Annotated in this window: 17 protein-coding genes; 10 read left to right on the top strand and 7 right to left on the bottom strand. The window is 73.3% G+C overall.

The features are described from left to right. Positions 1-753: a class I SAM-dependent methyltransferase gene (locus ACFYZL_RS10370; RefSeq protein ID WP_384743983.1), complete on the top strand. Its 753-nt coding sequence runs from the start codon at positions 1-3 to the stop codon at positions 751-753. Positions 754-784: 31 nt separating this feature from the next. Here ACFYZL_RS10370 and ACFYZL_RS10365 read toward each other — a convergent pair whose 3' ends face one another. Beyond that, positions 785-1,693: an alpha/beta hydrolase fold domain-containing protein gene (locus ACFYZL_RS10365; protein ID WP_384743985.1), complete on the bottom strand. Its 909-nt coding sequence runs from the start codon at positions 1,691-1,693 to the stop codon at positions 785-787. A gap of 212 nt (positions 1,694-1,905) precedes the next feature. Here ACFYZL_RS10365 and tdh point away from each other — a divergent pair, with 212 nt between their 5' ends. The 3 genes from tdh to ACFYZL_RS10350 all read left to right on the top strand — a co-directional run bounded on the left by tdh (position 1,906) and on the right by ACFYZL_RS10350 (position 5,449). After that, a complete protein-coding gene (gene tdh / locus ACFYZL_RS10360; protein ID WP_384743987.1) occupies positions 1,906-2,934 on the top strand; it encodes an L-threonine 3-dehydrogenase in 1,029 nt (342 codons plus the stop codon). 313 nt (positions 2,935-3,247) lie between these two features. Beyond that, positions 3,248-4,456 (top strand): glycine C-acetyltransferase, encoded by a 1,209-nt coding sequence (locus ACFYZL_RS10355; protein WP_384743989.1) that lies wholly within the window; start codon positions 3,248-3,250, stop codon positions 4,454-4,456. A gap of 57 nt (positions 4,457-4,513) precedes the next feature. After that, on the top strand, positions 4,514-5,449 hold the full coding sequence (locus ACFYZL_RS10350) for a LysR substrate-binding domain-containing protein (protein ID WP_384743991.1): 936 nt from the start codon (positions 4,514-4,516) through the stop codon (positions 5,447-5,449). A gap of 22 nt (positions 5,450-5,471) precedes the next feature. Here ACFYZL_RS10350 and ACFYZL_RS10345 read toward each other — a convergent pair whose 3' ends face one another. From ACFYZL_RS10345 to ACFYZL_RS10330, 4 genes are all read right to left on the bottom strand, one after another. Further along, a complete protein-coding gene (locus ACFYZL_RS10345) occupies positions 5,472-6,947 on the bottom strand; it encodes a lipase (protein ID WP_388677865.1) in 1,476 nt (491 codons plus the stop codon). A 144-nt stretch (positions 6,948-7,091) separates the two neighbouring features. Continuing rightward, positions 7,092-7,421, bottom strand: a complete 330-nt coding sequence (locus ACFYZL_RS10340) for a putative quinol monooxygenase (RefSeq protein ID WP_384743995.1) — start codon at positions 7,419-7,421, stop codon at positions 7,092-7,094. Between the two features lie 48 nt (positions 7,422-7,469). Then, positions 7,470-8,201 carry an IclR family transcriptional regulator gene (locus tag ACFYZL_RS10335; RefSeq protein WP_384743996.1) on the bottom strand — a complete coding sequence of 244 codons (732 nt, stop codon included), beginning with the start codon at positions 8,199-8,201 and terminating at the stop codon, positions 7,470-7,472. Positions 8,202-8,397: 196 nt separating this feature from the next. Next, positions 8,398-9,177, bottom strand: a complete 780-nt coding sequence (locus tag ACFYZL_RS10330; RefSeq protein ID WP_388677861.1) for a DeoR/GlpR family DNA-binding transcription regulator — start codon at positions 9,175-9,177, stop codon at positions 8,398-8,400. Between the two features lie 172 nt (positions 9,178-9,349). Here ACFYZL_RS10330 and ACFYZL_RS10325 point away from each other — a divergent pair, with 172 nt between their 5' ends. The 5 genes from ACFYZL_RS10325 (at position 9,350) to ACFYZL_RS10305 (ending at position 13,979) form a co-directional block, all read left to right on the top strand. Further along, positions 9,350-10,252 (top strand): SIS domain-containing protein, encoded by a 903-nt coding sequence (locus tag ACFYZL_RS10325; RefSeq protein ID WP_388677858.1) that lies wholly within the window; start codon positions 9,350-9,352, stop codon positions 10,250-10,252. Continuing rightward, a complete protein-coding gene (locus ACFYZL_RS10320; protein WP_384744002.1) occupies positions 10,249-11,085 on the top strand; it encodes a ketose-bisphosphate aldolase in 837 nt (278 codons plus the stop codon). Before ACFYZL_RS10325 ends, ACFYZL_RS10320 begins: the two co-directional genes overlap by 4 nt. Before the next feature lie 18 nt (positions 11,086-11,103). Beyond that, the gene (locus tag ACFYZL_RS10315) at positions 11,104-11,628 is read left to right on the top strand and encodes a hypothetical protein (RefSeq protein ID WP_388677855.1); all 525 of its coding nucleotides are present in this window, start codon (positions 11,104-11,106) and stop codon (positions 11,626-11,628) included. A 117-nt stretch (positions 11,629-11,745) separates the two neighbouring features. Beyond that, on the top strand, positions 11,746-12,918 hold the full coding sequence (locus ACFYZL_RS10310; RefSeq protein ID WP_388677852.1) for an LLM class flavin-dependent oxidoreductase: 1,173 nt from the start codon (positions 11,746-11,748) through the stop codon (positions 12,916-12,918). 53 nt (positions 12,919-12,971) lie between these two features. After that, positions 12,972-13,979, top strand: a complete 1,008-nt coding sequence (locus ACFYZL_RS10305) for a zinc-binding dehydrogenase (RefSeq protein ID WP_384744007.1) — start codon at positions 12,972-12,974, stop codon at positions 13,977-13,979. Here ACFYZL_RS10305 and ACFYZL_RS10300 read toward each other — a convergent pair. Next, on the bottom strand, positions 13,966-14,661 hold the full coding sequence (locus ACFYZL_RS10300; RefSeq protein ID WP_384744009.1) for a hypothetical protein: 696 nt from the start codon (positions 14,659-14,661) through the stop codon (positions 13,966-13,968). The two genes, ACFYZL_RS10305 and ACFYZL_RS10300, sit on opposite strands and share 14 nt — an antisense overlap. Before the next feature lie 195 nt (positions 14,662-14,856). After that, on the bottom strand, positions 14,857-15,408 hold the full coding sequence (locus ACFYZL_RS10295) for a DinB family protein (RefSeq protein WP_388677848.1): 552 nt from the start codon (positions 15,406-15,408) through the stop codon (positions 14,857-14,859). Positions 15,409-15,570: 162 nt separating this feature from the next. Here ACFYZL_RS10295 and ACFYZL_RS10290 point away from each other — a divergent pair, with 162 nt between their 5' ends. Further along, positions 15,571-16,761 (top strand): acyl-CoA dehydrogenase family protein, encoded by a 1,191-nt coding sequence (locus ACFYZL_RS10290; protein WP_384744066.1) that lies wholly within the window; start codon positions 15,571-15,573, stop codon positions 16,759-16,761. The last annotated feature ends 12 nt before the right edge of the window (positions 16,762-16,773 follow it).

Raw genomic sequence — 16,773 nt, 5'->3', positions numbered from 1 at the left:
ATGCGCTACCAGTACGACGCCATCGGCGAGCGTTACGCGGAGTCGAAGAGCACGGCCGCCTTCTCGGCGGCCGACACCCACACCCTCCTCGGCGCCCTCGACGAACTCGGCGGGGTCCGCGGGCTCGACACCCTCGACCTGGCCTGCGGACACGGCCACAACACCCGGCTGCTGGCCCGCGGCGGGGCCCGCCGGACCGTCGGCGTGGACATCTCGGAGGAGATGATCAGACTCGCCCGCGCGCACGAGACGGCCGGCCGCGCGACGGACGGGGACCGGTCGGCGATCGAGTACCACGTCGCCGACGCCGCGGGACTCCCGAACCTCGGCCCCTTCGACCTCGCCACCGCCGTCTACCTGTTCAACCACGCACCCGACCGAGGCTCCCTGCACGCGATGTTCCGGTCCGTCCGCGCCAACCTGCGCGCCGGGGCCAAGCTCCTCGCCATCGTCCCCAACGCCGGGGCGTTCCCCCGCGTGGACTGGTCCCCGTACGGCCTGCGCATCCTCGACCGGCTCCCGGAGGGCGACGCGCCCCTGCTCAAGGCACACTTCCTCACCGAGCCGCCGGTGCCCTTCGAGTTCCGCGAATGGGCCCACTCCGACCTCGCCGAGGCGGCCGTCGAGGCGGGCTTCGCCACCGTCGGCTGGCAGCCGACCCGGACCCCGCCCGCCGACCCGGTGCGCGACGAGGAGTACTGGACGGGGTACCGGGCCTGGCCGGTCAGCTCGCTGATGACCTGCACGGCGTAGGCCGGGGACGTGGGAGGCGCGAGGTGGGACGTCAGGCGTCCGCGGTGGCCCGGATCAGCTCCACGATCCGCTCCCGCGCCGCCCGCCCCTCCGGCACCGGCAGCAGCGGGTACCCGTGCGGCAGCCCCGGCTCCTCGTGGAACTCCACGTCGACCTCCGCGGCTAGGGCCCGGCTCAGCAGCTCCCTGCTGTCCGTGGTCAGCACGTCCCGGGTCCCGGTGAACACCGTGATCGGCGCCAGCCCCGCGAAGGACCCGTGCAGCGGGCTCACCCGCGGATCGTCGGCGGAGAGGGTCCCGGCGTACAGCCGCCCGGCCTCCCGCAGTCCGGGGCGGGCCAGCATCGGATCGGCCGCCTCGATCAGCGCCTGGTCGGGATGGCTCATGGACACGTCCAGCCACGGCGAGATCAGTACGATCCGGGAGGGCTGCGCCCCCGTCCGGTCGCGCAGCCGCTGCGCGGCGGCCAGCGCCAGCCCGGCGCCCGCGGAGTCCCCGATGAGCACCGTGCCGCCCGCGCCGCCGCTCTCGATCAGACCGCTGAGCAGGTCCGCGGCGACGGGGACCGTCCGGTCGGCGGTCCCGCGCGGAGCCAGGATGTACGCCGGTACGACCACCCGCGCCCGCGCCTGGGTGACCAGCTGCCGGACCAGCGCCCAGTGCGGGCGGACCAGCTCGTTGATGTACCCGCCGCCGTGCACGTACAGCACCTGTGCCGCCGGCTCGACCCCGAGCGGTGAGACGTCGTACACCGGCCAGGCTCCGACGAACGTCCGCGAGATCTCCGCGACCCGGCCCAACCAGCGGGGCGGAAGGTGCGAAGCGGGCCGCCGCGCGGACTCCGCCACCCGGGTCTGGACCGCCTCGGCGCTCGCGAACCGTCTTCGCCTGCCCGCCGCGATCAGCGCCGCCGACAGCGCCCTGCTGCGCAGACTCGGCACGCCCCTCACCTCCCCTTTTCCCCGAACCGTCGTACCGGTCCGGGACCCTGCCCCGTCACTGGAGGAGCATAGGCGTGAAGCTGCGCTGTCGACCCGCTTAAGAAAGTCTCGATGGACTGATCACCGTGCCGATCGGCAGATTGGTGCCGTCACCGACGCCGTCCGGGCCCGCACGCCCGAGGCGACCCCTTCCGCACGCCTGGAGCCACCCCATGAAGGCACTCGTCAAGCACAAGGCCGAGCCCGGGCTGTGGCTCATGGACGTTCCCGAGCCCGACTACGGTCCGGGCGACGTGCTGATCAAGGTGCTGCGCACCGGCATCTGCGGAACGGACCTGCACATCCGTTCCTGGGACGGCTGGGCGCAGGGCGCGGTCAAGACCCCGCTGATCCTGGGCCACGAGTTCGTGGGCGAGGTCGCGGCGCTCGGCGCGGACGTCCGCGACATCGAGGTCGGCGCGCTCGTCAGCGGCGAGGGCCACCTGGTGTGCGGCAAGTGCCGCAACTGCCTGGCCGGCCGCCGCCACCTGTGCCGCAGCACCATCGGCCTCGGGGTCGGCCGTGACGGAGCGTTCGCCGAGTACGTGGTCCTGCCGGCGCAGAACGTATGGGTGCACCGCACGCAGGTCGATCTGGACGTGGCCGCCATCTTCGACCCCTTCGGCAACGCCGTGCACACGGCGCTGTCGTTCCCGCTCGTCGGCGAGGACGTGCTGATCACCGGTGCCGGTCCGATCGGGATCATGGCGGCGGCCGTGGCCCGGCACGCCGGCGCGCGCAACGTGGTCATCACGGACGTCAGCCCGGAGCGGCTGGAGATCGCCCGCAAGGCGGGCGCCACGCTGGCGGTGAACGTGGCCGAGCGCTCCATCGCGGACGCGCAGGCGCAGCTGGGCCTGCGCGAGGGCTTCGACATCGGCCTGGAGATGTCCGGCCGCGCCGAGGCGATGCGCGACATGATCGACAACATGACGCACGGCGGCCGGATCGCCATGCTGGGCCTGCCCGCGCAGGAGTTCCCGGTGGACTGGGCGAAGGTCGTCACCTCGATGATCACCATCAAGGGCATCTACGGGCGCGAGATGTTCGAGACCTGGTACGCCATGACGGTGCTGCTGGAAGGCGGCCTCGACCTCACCCCGGTCATCACCGGCCGCTACTCGCACCGCGACTTCGAGGCCGCCTTCGACGAGGCGTCCACTGCCCGCAGCGGCAAGATCATCCTGGACTGGACGGCCTGACCCTGCGCCTGGCCGCCCGAGCCCTCCGGGCCACGGCTCCCGGGCCAAGCCCCCCCGGGCCACCGGGCCACGGGCCACGGCCCCCGGCTCGGCGACCCACCGGCTCGGCCCGCCAGGCCAAGGCCCGACCAGGCCGGCCACAGGCCACCGGCACGCCGGGCCGGGTGCCGAGCCAAGATCCGACCGGGTCGGCCGCAGGCCGTCGGTCCCCTGAACCATCTCCCTACGGCCGGACCCCGCACACCCTCCCCCCTCCGCGGGGTCCGGCCCCCTCCCGTCCGCCGGACGGCAAACCGCACAAGGAGAACGCAGTATGTTCGAGACCGTCCGCGAAGACCTCCGCGCCACCCTCGACGAGATCCGCGCCGCCGGCCTGCACAAGCCCGAGCGCGTCATCGGCACCCCGCAGAGCGCCGCCGTCGCCGTGACCGCCGGCGGTGCCCCCGGTGAGGTCCTGAACTTCTGCGCCAACAACTACCTCGGCCTCGCCGACCACCCCGAGGTCGTCGCCGCCGCGAAGGACGCCCTGGACCGCTGGGGCTACGGAATGGCCTCCGTCCGCTTCATCTGCGGTACGCAGGAGGTGCACAAGGAGCTGGAGGCGCGCCTGTCCTCCTTCCTCGGCCAGGAGGACACGATCCTCTACTCCTCCTGCTTCGACGCCAACGGCGGCGTCTTCGAGACCCTGCTCGGCGCCGAGGACGCGGTCATCTCCGACGCCCTCAACCACGCCTCGATCATCGACGGCATCCGGCTGTCCAAGGCCCGCCGCTTCCGCTACGCCAACCGCGACATGGCCGAGCTGGAGGCGCGCCTGAAGGAGGCCACCGAGGGCGGCGCCCGCCGCAAGCTGATCGTCACCGACGGCGTCTTCTCCATGGACGGCTACGTCGCCCCGCTCGCCGAGATCTGCGACCTGGCGGAGCGCTACGACGCCATGGTCATGGTCGACGACTCGCACGCCGTCGGCTTCGTCGGCCCCGGCGGCCGCGGCACCCCCGAGCTGCACGGGGTCATGGACCGCGTCGACATCATCACCGGCACCCTCGGCAAGGCCCTCGGCGGCGCGTCCGGCGGCTACGTCGCGGCCCGCGCCGAGATCGTGGAGCTGCTGCGCCAGCGCTCGCGCCCGTACCTCTTCTCCAACTCCCTCGCCCCGGTCATCGCGGCCGCCTCGCTCAAGGTCCTCGACCTGCTGGAATCCGCCGGTGACCTGCGCGAACACCTCGCCGCCAACACCGCGCTCTTCCGTACGAAGATGACCGAGGCGGGCTTCGAGATCCTGCCCGGCGACCACGCCATCGCCCCCGTGATGATCGGCGACGCGGCGAAGGCGGCCCGGATGGCCGAGCTGCTGCTGGAGCGCGGCGTGTACGTGATCGGCTTCTCGTACCCGGTGGTGCCGATGGGCGCGGCCCGCATCCGCGTCCAGCTCTCGGCGGCCCACTCGACGGCGGACGTCGAGCGCGCGGTGGCGGCGTTCACGGACGCCCGGGCGGCGCTGGAGGGCGAGGAGGCCTGACGGGCCCGAGGGGCCCGCGCGGGCCGGGTGACCTGCGCTGCCTGAGATAATGGCGGGGTGATCGACCCCCGCCGGCTGCGCATCCTGCGGGCCGTGGCGGACCACCGTACGGTGACCGCCGCGGCCGCAGCCCTCTACCTCACTCCTTCCGCGGTCTCCCAGCAGCTCGCGGCACTGGAGCAGGAGACGGGCCACGCGCTGCTCACCCGCAGCGGCCGGGGCGTACGGCTCACGGCGGCCGGCGAGATCCTGCTCGGGCACGCGCACGAGGTACTGGCGCAGCTGGAGCGGGCCGAGGCCGAACTCGCCGCCTACGCGGGCGGCTCCGCGGGCGAGGTCACCGTGGCCGCCTTCGCCACGGGCATCGCGGAGGTGCTGGCCCCGGCCATCGCCCGCCTCGCCCTGGAACACCCCGGGATCCGGCTGCGCGTCCGTGACGCGGAGGGCGACCAGAGCCTGCCGCTGCTGCTGGACGGCGAGGCCGACGTGGCCCTCGCCGTCGAGTACCGGGGCGCGCCGGGAGCGGACGACGGGCGGCTGTCGGTGCTGCCGCTGTACGCGGAACCCTTCGAAGCGGTGCTGCCCTCGGGGCACCCGCTGGCCGATCTCCCGGCGGTGTCCCTGGCGGACCTGTCCGACTCGGACTGGGTGGGCCAGTACCCGGGCAACCCCTGCCACGACGTGACGCTGCTGGCGTGCGAACTGGCGGGCTTCCAGCCCCGGTTCGTGCACTCCTCCGACGACTTCCGCGCGGTCACGGCGCTGGTGGGCGCCGGGGCGGGGGTCGCCCTGGTCCCGCGGTCCGCCCTGCGCGGCATGGACCTCAAGGAGGTCCAGGTCCGCCCGGTGGCACCGGTCGGTGGCCCCGCGTCGGGCCCCGCCGCCACCCGCAGGGTCTTCGCGGCGACCCGCCGCGGCGCGGAGTCCCACCCGCTGATCTCCCCGGTCCTGGCGGCCCTGGTACGGGAGTCGGAGCGGCTGCCGGAGCACTGAGCGGGGTGCCCGACGGCGCGCGTCAGGGCCGGGGGATCTCCAGGTAGGTGAACTCGTCCGCCGGACTCTTGGGGGACGAGTAGCCGTTCGACATGACCGTGATGTCGACGGTCGCCGACTTGCCGACGGCGATGGTCGGATCGGGTACCTCGACGAGCAGCTGCTCGGTTCCGTACCGGAGGAGCTCGGCCGGGTTGTCGCCGAACCAGATCTGGGCGTCCTCGTCGAAGTAGAGGCCGTTGACCTGGACTTGGTCCTTGGCCCGCCCGGTGTCGTTGCTGATGCCGGTGACCACCACGTAGGCCGGGCCGCCGTAGGCGAACTGGCCGCGCGGAACGGCAGGGGAGGTGCCCAGGCTGCTGGTGACCCGGACGTCGACCACGCCGACGCCCTCCGGCACCCAGGCGATCAGCACGTCGTCGCGCATGACGTACGTCTTGGTGGCCGGCACCGTACCGAAGTCGACCACGACACCCTGGCCGGTGAATCCGCTGCCGATGATGTCGATCGGGGCGCCGGCCTTGCCGGCCGGGAGCGCGATGACCACCTCCGGGCCCGACAGCACGTCGGGCGCGCCGAGGAGGCCCAGATAGGTGGAGTTGGCGTGCTGGAAGGCCACCTGGCCCATGAAGTCCTGGGTCGACCTCCTCACCACGTCCGGGTCGTAGGGGTCGTAGCCGTCGTTCAGCGGGTCGTCCTTGCCCGGCTGGACGTAGACGTGGGGGCCGGGGAGGCCGGCGAGGGTCCCGATGACGGCCTTGACGGCGTCGTCCGCCACCGGGCCCGTGTCCTTGGGGTACCACTGCTTGGCGGCCTCGAGGTTGTTCCAGGCCTGCGGCACCAGGTCGTTGACGTTGTAGTGGCGCTCGTTCGCCTGCCACTCCAGGGAGTCGACGTAGGCGGCGAAGTCCGCCCCTCCGGCGGTGGGAGCGGCGAACGTGTGCAGTTCGAAGTTCGGCTTCCCGTCGGGCCAGTCGAGCGTCTGCAGCCAGGGGGCGACCATGGTCGCGATGCAGCCGCCCAGGCTGTGGCCGGTGACGTAGACCGTCGGGTTCGGCTGCGCCCCGCCCAGGGCGGCGGTGAGCGCCTGCGCCAGGGTGACCCCGGCCGTGCTCATGGTGACGACCTCGGTGAACGCCTTCATGGCCCCCTTGGCCACGGGGACCGGGGACGGCATTCCGGCGAGGTTGAGCGGGACCACCGTGCCGACGTCGAGGTCTTCCATCAGGTCGGTCACGTTGCCGACGGTGCCGCGGACCACGACGGCGAAGGAGTTGGAGCCGTCGGTGTTCCGGGCGACGTAGGCCAGGTTGGCGTTGCCCGGACTCATCCCGAGCCAGACCAGGACCCAGGTGCCCCGGGTCGCGAGCGAAGGCTCCGCCAGCTGCTGATTGATGCCGAGGACGATCCGGTTGCCCTGCTCCGCGAGGGTTTCCCCCGAGGGGCGCGGGCACGTGGTCGTGGAGGTACGCGGACGTCGCCTGAACTGGTCTTCCACCCGTCGGGCGGCGTCCCGGCCGGGCCCGCGGCCGCCGGGGTCGGCCGCGGCCGACTGCGCGTCACTCGGGGGGTGGTCGTGAGCGGCCGTGGCGGCCCGGAGCCGCGGCTCGGGCCACCATCGGGTCCGCGGTCCGGGGCCGGATCAGCCCTGCGGGGCAAGCTCCGCCATGGGACCCCACCCGTCCTGGTCGGGAATGGTCACGTTGATGATCTCGGGGGTCTCGGCGATGGCGGTGGCCATGGCGGCGAGTCCGGCGGTGAAGTGGTCGGACTTCACGTGGGCGACGGCGGCGTCGTCATCCGCGAACGCCTCCAGCAGGGTGAACCTGTGCGGGTCCTCGACGCCGCGGGACCAGTCGAAGAAGAGGTTGCCCGGTTCGGCACGGGTCGCCTCGGTGAAGGGGCCCACGAGGGACAGCCACTGGTCGGAGTACTCGGGACGGACGGCGAAACGCACGGCGATGAAGATCATGCCTCTACGATGCGGTACCCCGCCGCCTCGGGCCGGCCGGGGACGGGTTCATTCCGACCCTGCCGGAAACGCGGCCGCGGCCAGCACGAGCAGCGAGCCGATCTCGCCCCGGCGGCGCCGGAAGTCCGCGAGCGGCAGGGAGACGGACAGGGCGTGGTCCGGACGCGAGGGCAGCGGCACGGCCAGACAGGTGTAGGCCGGGTCCGCCTCGCCGACGGAGACCGCGAGGCCCCGGTCGCGGACGCCCGCGAGCTCCGCCTCGAAGCGCTGCTCGTCGGTGATCGTGTGCTCGGTCAGGCGCGCCATGCCGTGGTCGGCGAGGTAGCGCCGCCGCTGGGCCCGCGAGAGCGGGGCGAGCAGCACCTTCCCGTGCGCCGTGGCGTGCGCCCGGGTCTCGGGGCCCGGAGTGAACGGGTCCTTGGAATCGGTCAGCGGCGTGGTGCTGTCGATGACGGTGATGCGCCCGCCGCTGTAGGCGGTGAAGTACGCCTCGGCGCCGGTGACCCGCCGTACGTGCGGCAGCAGCGCGGCGACCGCGCTCCCGGCGCCCAGGTGCCGCTGGAAGGACCGGTGCAGGGAGGGGACCCGCGGCCCCGGCGCGTACCCCTCCGGCCCCCGGACCAGATAGCCGCGCGCCGTCAGCGGGCCCAGCAGGTGGTACGCGGTCGACAGCGAACAGCCCACGCGCCGCGCGAGCGCCTTGGCGGTCAACGGTCCGGGCGCGTCGGCCACCAGGTCCAGGAGGGCCAGCGCGCGGTCCACGGACTGCGGCACGGACATGGCGTCGATCCTTTCGGGGGCGTCGGACCCACGAGCGTACCGCCGCCCGCGGCCCCCCGTGCCGGTGATCGCGGGCGGCTCCGGCGTCACCCCCCCCGGGCCGGGCTCGCGCCAGGGCCCGCCGGGGAGCAGGGCCAGCCGCGGTCCAGGGCGCGCCGCTGATGCCGGTGCCCGGCCGTGGCGGGCCCCGGCATCCTCAGACCCGCACCACTTCCACCCCGGCCTCGGCGAACCGCTCCGCGACCGCGGCCGACAGGCCCGTGTCCGTGACCAGCACGTCCACGGACGAGGTCTCGCAGATGCGGGCGAAGGCGCGCACGCCGAGCTTGCTGGAGTCGGCGGCGATCACCACCCGCCCGGCCCGCTCGCACAGCAGGCGGTTGATCGACGCCTCGTCCTCGTGGCGGGTCGCCGCGCCGTCCGCCGGGTCGAAGCCGTCCACGCCGAGCACGGCGGTGTCCACCGCGAGCCGTCCCAGCACCTGTTCCGCGAGCGGGCCGGTGAGTTCGTACGACTGGGGCCGGGCGACACCCCCCGTCAGCACGATCTTGAACTGCGGGCGGATCACCAGCTCGCTCGCGATGTTGAGGGCGTTGGTGACCACGGTCAGCGCGGGCGAGCCCGAGGCAAGGTCCGGGCGCCCGGCCAGGGCGCGGGCGACCTCGGTGGTCGTGGTGCCCCCCGTCAGTCCGATCACCTCGCCCGGACCGATCAGCGCCGCCACGGCCCGGCTGATCCGCTGCTTCTCGGCGGCCCGCCGTGACGTGCGGTAGCGCAGGGGGAGTTCGTACGAGACGCCGTGCGGGGCGGCCCCGCCGCGCGTGCGGACCAGCAGCTGCTGCTCGGCGAGCTGGTCGAGGTCACGCCGGATGGTCGCCGCGGACACCCCGAGGGCGTCCGCGGCCGGCTCCACCTCCAGCTCGCCCTGCTCCACCAGCAGATCCAGCAGCCTCTGCCAGCGCTCTTTGCGCGTCATCAGCAGCCCCCTTGGTTGTCGCGCCGCCTTCCGGCATGTTCTCCGTTGGCCTACACGCCGACACTAACCCAGCCGATCACCCCTCATGATGCTTGAAGTTGCGTGAAACTCCCGGATACCTTGCAGAAACACGCAAGAATGGCACACCCGCACCCACCCGCTAGGGAGCCCCATGAGTCACGTCGCGTACGAGTTGAGCACTCAGCCCGAATGCTGGGAACGGGCCGCCGAACTGGCCCCGGCGCAGCGGCCGGTGCTGCCGCGGCCCGCCGACCGTGTCGCGATCGTCGGGTGCGGCACCTCGTACTACATGGCGCAGGCGGCCGCCGTGCTGCGCGAGGAGGCCGGGCAGGGGGAGACCGACGCGTTCCCCGCCTCGGAGTTCCCGCGCCACCGCCGCTACGACCGGGTCGTCGCCCTCACCCGCTCCGGCACCACCACCGAAGTGCTCGACCTGCTCGCCGGGCTGCGCGAGGCGGGCGTTCCCACGACCGCCGTCATCGGCGATCCGGAGACGCCCGTGATGACCCTCGCCGACGAGGCCGTGGTCCTCGACTTCGCCGACGAGCGGTCCGTCGTCCAGACCCGCTTCGCCACCACCGCCCTCACCCTGCTGCGCGCACACCTCGGCCTGCACACCGCCTCCGTGGTCGCCGACGCCCGCGCCGCGCTCGCCGAACCGCTGCCGGCCGGGCTGGACAGCCGCGGCCAGTTCACCTTCCTCGGCCGGGGTTGGAGCGTCGGCCTCGCCAACGAAGCCGCGCTGAAGATGCGCGAGGCCTCGCTGTCGTGGGCCGAGTCCTATCCGGCGATGGAGTACAGGCACGGGCCCATCAGCGTCTCCGGGCCCGGCACCGTCACCTGGTCGCTCGACGAGGCCCCCGACGGGCTCGCCGAGCAGGTGCGCGCCACCGGATCCCAGTGGGTGGCCGGGCGGCTCGACCCGCTCGCCGAACTGGTCCGGGTGCACCGCCTCGCCCTCGCCGTCGCCGCCCAGCAGGGGCTCGACCCGGACGCGCCGCGCCACCTCACCCGCTCCGTGATCCTCGCCGCCGGCGAGGAGGCGGTCCGATGAGCCTCGTACCCGCCGGTCCCCTCGTCCAGGAGGCGGCCCGCGCGGGCCGCGCCGTGGCCGCCTTCAACATCATCACCCTGGAGCACGCCGAGGCCGTCGTCGCCGGGGCGGAGGCGGCCGGCCTGCCGGTCATCCTCCAACTCAGCGAGAACGCGGTGAAGTTCCGCGGCGGGCGGCTGCTGCCCATCTCCCGGGCCGCCGCCGCGTGCGCGGAAGCCGCCACGGTCCCCGTCGGCCTGCACCTCGACCACGTCAAGAGTTCCGAACTGCTGCGCCAGGCCTGCGACGCGGGCTACAGCTCGGTCATGTACGACGCCGCCCAACTCCCGTACTCCGAGAACCTGGAGGCGACCCGCTCCGCGGCCGACTGGGCGCACGCCAACGGTCTGTGGATCGAGGCCGAACTGGGCGAGGTCGGCGGCAAGAACGGCGCGGCCCCGCCGGACCCGCACGCCCCCGGCGCCCGTACCGATCCCGACGAGGCCCGCCGGTTCGTCGCCGACTCCGGGGTCGACGCGCTGGCCGTCGCCATCGGCAGCAGCCACGCCATGACCACCCGGACCGCCGCCCTGGACCACGTGCTGCTCGCCCGGCTGGCCAAGAGCGTGGAGGTGCCGCTCGTCCTGCACGGCTCCTCGGGGCTGCCGGACACCGAGCTCGCCGCCGCCGTCGCGGGCGGCATCCGGAAGGTCAACATCGGCACCGCGCTGAACGTGGCCATGACCGGGGCCATCCGCGCCCACCTGACCCCGGCGGACCCCCGGCCGTACCTGACCGCTGCCCGCGCGGCGATGGCGGAGACGGCCGAGGCTATGATCAGCGCCCTGAACTGAGCGGAGGCGGGGGCGGTCGTGGACACGCAGCGGGGGCGCACGAACCGGCGGAGGTTCCTGCTGGTCGCGGGCCTCCCGCTGCTGGCCGCGGGCGGCGGCATGACCTACCTCCTGTGGCCGGAGCCGGACCGCAACCCGGTCCGCACCGACCTCAAACCGCTGAACGATCGGTTCAAGCCCTACCTGGGCGAGCTCGGCGAGGCGCACTGGCTGGGCTACGACATCGACGAGGTCGGCCGGGACAGCCGCACCATCCCGAGCCCGGACTCCCGGATCCGGCTGGTCGGCGTCGCCCACCTGCCGCCGGGAGGCGCGGCCGCGGTCGTCCGCGCCCCCGGCCGCACCTTCGCGCCCGCCGAGCCGTCCGCGTTGCCCGAGCGCCTGAGGACGTACGTGCCCGCCGCCGCGGCCTGGCAGCACAGCTCGGAGTTCGACGCGTACGTGAACGAGAGGACCTTGGACGCGAAGAGCTCGTCGGGCGAGTACCACTTCGACGTGGAGCGCGACCTCGTCCGCTTCGACGTGCTCTACGTCTTCAACTGACGGCCGGACGTCCCACTCAGCGGGAGGACGCCCGCGGCACCGTTGAAGCCGCGCCGCGCACGGTGTTTCGTCGTACGGCAGACCTGCCGAGCCGCACGACGGAAGGGCCCACCCGCGATGCCGCAGCACCTCCTCCCCAGCCGATTCGGAGTCTTCCTCGCCCCCTACCACCGGCCCGACCGCGACCCGTCGCTCCAACTGCGCCGTGACCTCGACCTCGTGGGCGCCCTCGACCGGCTCGGGTACGAGGAGGTGTGGGTCGGGGAGCACCACTCCGCCGGGTACGAGATCATCGCCTCGCCCGAACTGTTCCTCGCGGCGGCGGCCGAACGGACCGGGCGGATCATGCTCGGGACCGGAGTCAACTCGCTCCCGTACCACCAGCCGCTCATCCTCGCCGACCGGATCTGCCAGCTCGACCAGCAGTCGCGCGGCCGGGCCATGCTCGGCGTCGGACCCGGGCAACTGCCCTCCGACGCCTTCATGATGGGCGTCGACCCGCTCCGCTCGCGCGAGATGATGGCCGACTCGCTCGACGCCGTCATGCGGCTGCTGCGCGGGGAGACCGTGACGGCCGCCACCGACTGGTTCGCCCTGGAGGAGGCCCGGCTCCAGCTCGGCCCCTACCGGGGGCGGGAGCCGGATGTGGCCGTCGCCTCGGCGGTCTCGCCCGCCGGGGCCGTACTCGCCGGCCGGCACGGGGTCGGCATGCTCTCGTTGGCCGCCGCCGACCCGGACGGATTCGCCGCGCTCGACGCCAACTGGGCCGCGCACGAACGGGCCTGTGCCGAGGCGGGCCGGGAGGCGGACCGGTCGGGCTGGCGGCTGGTCACCCCCGTGCACCTGGCCGAGACCCGTGAACAGGCCCTGCACGATGCCGAATTCGGGATCCTCGACCTCGTCGAATACATCGAGACGCTCGGCGGCACCCGCCTCGAAGGCTGCGGCACGCCCGCGGGAGCCGTCGAACGCTGGGTCACGGACGGTCTGCCCACCTTCGGCCGGGCCGTCATCGGAACCGCCGACGACGCGATCGAACGCATCGGACAACTCGCCGACAAGACGGGCGGCTTCGGCACCTTCCTCATCCTCCAGCTGGACATCGCCGACCCCACCGCGGCCCTGCGCAGCCTCGAACTCTTCGCCGAGCGCGTGGTGCCGCGCCTCACCGGAACCGCCGACGCCCGCCGTGCAAGCCTCGACTGGGCCGGCCGCAACAGCGAGAGGTTCGTCGGGGCAGTGCGCCGCTCCACCATGGAGGCCATCGCCCGGAAGGGAGAGGTCCGTTGAGGGCCGCGGTGCTGGAAGGCGGACGCTTCCTTGTCCGCGAACACGCAGATCCCGTGCCCGGGCCCGGACAGGCCCTCGTGGAGACCGAGGCCTGCGGGATCTGCGGCTCCGACCTGAGCGCCGTCGCCCACACCGAGGAGTTCCTGCGGGCCTCCCGGGACAGCGGGACCACCAGCTTCCTCTTCGACCCGGACCGGCCGCTGGTCATGGGCCACGAGTTCTCCGGCCGCGTACTCGCCTACGGGCCCGGCGCGAGCGGCCCCGAGCCCGGCACCGGGGTGGTCGGCCTGCCCTGGGCGGTCGACGCCGGGGGAGCGGTCCGTACCGTCGGCTACAGCAACGCCTTCCCCGGCGGCTTCGGCGAGCGGATCGTCGTACAGGCGCAGGCACTGCTGCCCGTACCGGACTCCGTGGACCTGGCACTGGCCTCCCTCACCGAACCGCTCGCCGTCGGCTTCGGCAACGTCGCCCGCACCACGGCCGGCGAGGGCACCCCGGCCGTGGTGATCGGCTGCGGTCCCGTGGGCCTGGGAGCCGTCGCAGCCCTGCTGGAGCGCGGCGCCGGGCCGGTCGTCGCCTCCGACCCCTCGGCGCTGCGCCGCGCGGCGGCGGCCCGGCTGGGCGCGCACGCGGTGCTGGACCCGGGCGCCGGCGACGACCCGGTGGCCCACTGCGCCGAGCTGGCCGGGGCCGGGGCGCGGCCGATGCTCGTCGTCAACTGCGTCGGCGTGCCCGGCATGCTCAACTCACTGCTGCACGACGTTCCGCGCGGGACCGAGATCCTGCAGATCGGCGGGGTGATGACCGAGGACGTGATCCGTCCCGTGGTCGGCATCTACAAGGACGTCACCATCCGGATGTGCCTCACCTACCCGCCGCGGGAGTTCGGCGCGACCCTCGACCGGCTCGCCGACGGGCGCATCGACCCCGCCGCCCTGGTCACCGGCGAGGCCGGGTTCGGCGGCCTGGACGCGGCCTTCGCCTCGCTGCGCCGCCCCGAGGAGCACATCAAGGTCCTGATCAGGCCGGGACTCCAGGGGGACGGGATCAACGCGGTGTGAGCCGGGCCTCGTGGCACTGGATCCCCTGCCACTCGGCCCGGTCCGGGCGGGCGCCCCGGGCCAGGGACCGGGTTCCCTCCGCGACCGTGAGGGTGCGCCCGGTGGAGAGGCAGACGGCCACGAACCAGACGGTCCGTTCGGTCTCGACGGTCTCGTCGTAGTACCAGTCCACGGTGACCTCCTCGCCCCCGGAACGGTCCGACGCGAAGGGCCGTTGCAGGAAGTCCTGCACGTGCAGGGGGAAATGGCCGAGCACCCCCTGCGCCCGCTCGTCCAGGCCGAGCCGCAGGACCGGAGCCCCCGGAGCGCCGGGCGCGGCGGCCCGCCCGTCAGGCGACGGCTTCCCGTCGAAGGACCGGCTGCGCAGCGAGCCGGGCTCCAGGCGGACCCGCTGTCCCCGGAACTCCGGCATGCCGTCCCGCAGTTCCTGCCGGACCCGGCAGAGCCCGCGGTCGCCGGCCACCAGCGCGGAGGGCCGCCCGTCGGAGTCCGGCCCGGCCCACCAGGTCAGGGTCCGGCCCGCCTTCTCCGTCAGCCGGGCCGTGACGTCCCCGGGCAGGCTCTCCCAGTACTCGTGGCGTGCGGGGATGCCGTTGTCCACGGGGAGGGCCCCCGGCTCGTGGATCTGGGTCACCGCCAGGCCGTACTCGGGGTTGTCCCGGCGCCGTGCGTCGTGGTCCATGTCGGTCCACCCCCGGTTCCTTCTGCCCGCTCCGCTCCGCTCCGCTCCGCTCCGCTCCGCTCCGCCCCCGCCCGGTCGCCCGGAAAGCCCGGAAGACCCGGAAGACCCGGAAGACCTGGAAGACCTGGAAGGCGCGGACGGTCCCGACGGCCATTGTGCTGCAGGCCGCCCGGATCCGGGGCCGCCTCGCGCGGATCAGATGCCGATGGCCCCGTCGATCCGCTCCCGGAGCAGGTCGGCGTGGCCGTTGTGCCGGGCGTACTCCTCGACCATGTGGATCAGGACCCAGCGCAGGGACACCTTCCCCCGCCACACGTCATCGCCCTCGACGTCGAGGTCGGGCGCGTCCGCGACGAACCGTTCGGCGAAGGCCACTTCGTCGCGCCACGCCTCCCACGCGGCCGCCACCACCGCCGGGTCGTCGACGGCCCCGTCGAAGCCCCCGTCGGGTTCGTCCGCCGAGGAGAAGAGCGGCTCGGCGTCCTGGCCCGCCAGGACCCTGCGGAACCAACGCCGCTCCACGTCGGCGAGGTGCCGGACCAACCCGAGCAGGGAGAGGGTCGACGGTTCCACCGACCGCCGCGCCAACTCGGCTTCCAATCCGGAGCACTTCAGCTCCAGCGTTGCGCGGTGGTCCGCCAGGAAGCCGGCCAGCATCGGTCGTTCGTCGCCGGTCGCGGGGCCGGTGAAGCGGCGGTCCGGCTCCGGGCCGACGAAGATTTCCGCTCTGCTCTGTTGGGTCGTCATGGTCGAAAGTATGCGCGCACCGCCGAACGGGAGTGCGTGGGTCACGCCGAACTGCCCGCCCCTTCAGGGCCCTTCCGATTTTTTGGAACGAGTTCTAGTCTGACCGCCGCCATCACCGCCGCCGCGGCGAACCGGCTGGACCGCGAGACTCCCGGAGGGGCCGTGCACCTCGAATACACGCCTGAGCAGCAGCAGTTGCGCACCGAACTGCGCGCCTACTTCGCCGAGCTGGTCCCCGAGGACGTCTACTCCCGTTACGAGGACCCGGCCGCCCAGAAGCGGTTCTACCGGGAGACCATCCGCCGGCTCGGGGCGGACGGCTGGCTCGGGGTCGGCTGGCCCAAGGAGTACGGCGGCCGCGGCATGACCCCGATGGACCAGTTCATCTTCTTCGACGAGGCCGCGCAGGCCGTCGTGCCGCTGCCCCTGATGGCGCTCAACACCGTCGGCCCCACCATCATGCAGTTCGGCACCGACGAGCAGAAGGCGTACTTCCTCCCGAAGATCCTCGCGGGCGAGATCGACTTCGCCATCGGCTACAGCGAACCCGACGCCGGCACCGACCTCGCCGCGCTCAAGTGCAAGGCGGTCCGCGAGGGCGACGAGGAGACCGGCACCTACGTGGTCAACGGCCAGAAGATCTGGACCACCAACGGCGACACCGCCGACTGGGTCTGGCTCGCCGTCCGCACCGACCCGGACGCTCCCGCGCACAAGGGCATCACCATGCTCCTCGTGCCCACCTCGGACCCGGGGTACTCCTGCACCCTCATCAACACCCTCGCCTCGCACGACACCACCGCCAGCCACTACGAGAACATCCGCGTCCCGGCCGGCCGCCGCGTCGGGCAGGAGAACAAGGGCTGGCGGCTGATCACCAACCAGCTCAACCACGAACGGGTCACCCTCGCCGCCCACGGCACCATGGCCATCCGCGCCCTCCACGACGTCCAGCGCTGGGCCGCCGCCACCAAACTCGCCGACGGCCGCCGCGTCATCGACCTGAACTGGGTCCGCGGCCGCCTGGCCCGCACCCACGCCCGCCTCGACGCGATGAAGCTCCTCAACTGGCAGATGGTCAACGCCGTCGAGGAGGGGACGCTCACCCCTCAGGACGCCTCCGCCGTCAAGGTGTACGGCTCCGAGGCGCGCAGGGACGCGTACGCCTGGCTGATGGAGGTCGTCGGCGCGGCGGGCTCCCTCAAGGACGGCTCGGCCGGCGCGGTGCTCCACGGTGAACTCGAACGCGGCTACCGCAGCGCCGTCATCTTCACCTTCGGCGGCGGCAACAACGAGATCCAGCGCGAGATCATCTCCTGGATCGGCCTCGGCATGCCCCGCGTACGCCGGTAGCGCCCGCGCGGT

Source organism: Streptomyces sp. NPDC001717 (assembly GCF_042892775.1).
In the GTDB taxonomy this organism is placed as follows: domain Bacteria; phylum Actinomycetota; class Actinomycetes; order Streptomycetales; family Streptomycetaceae; genus Streptomyces.
Note: the sequence above shows the minus strand (reverse complement) of the source record. Positions and strands in the feature narration are given on the sequence as shown.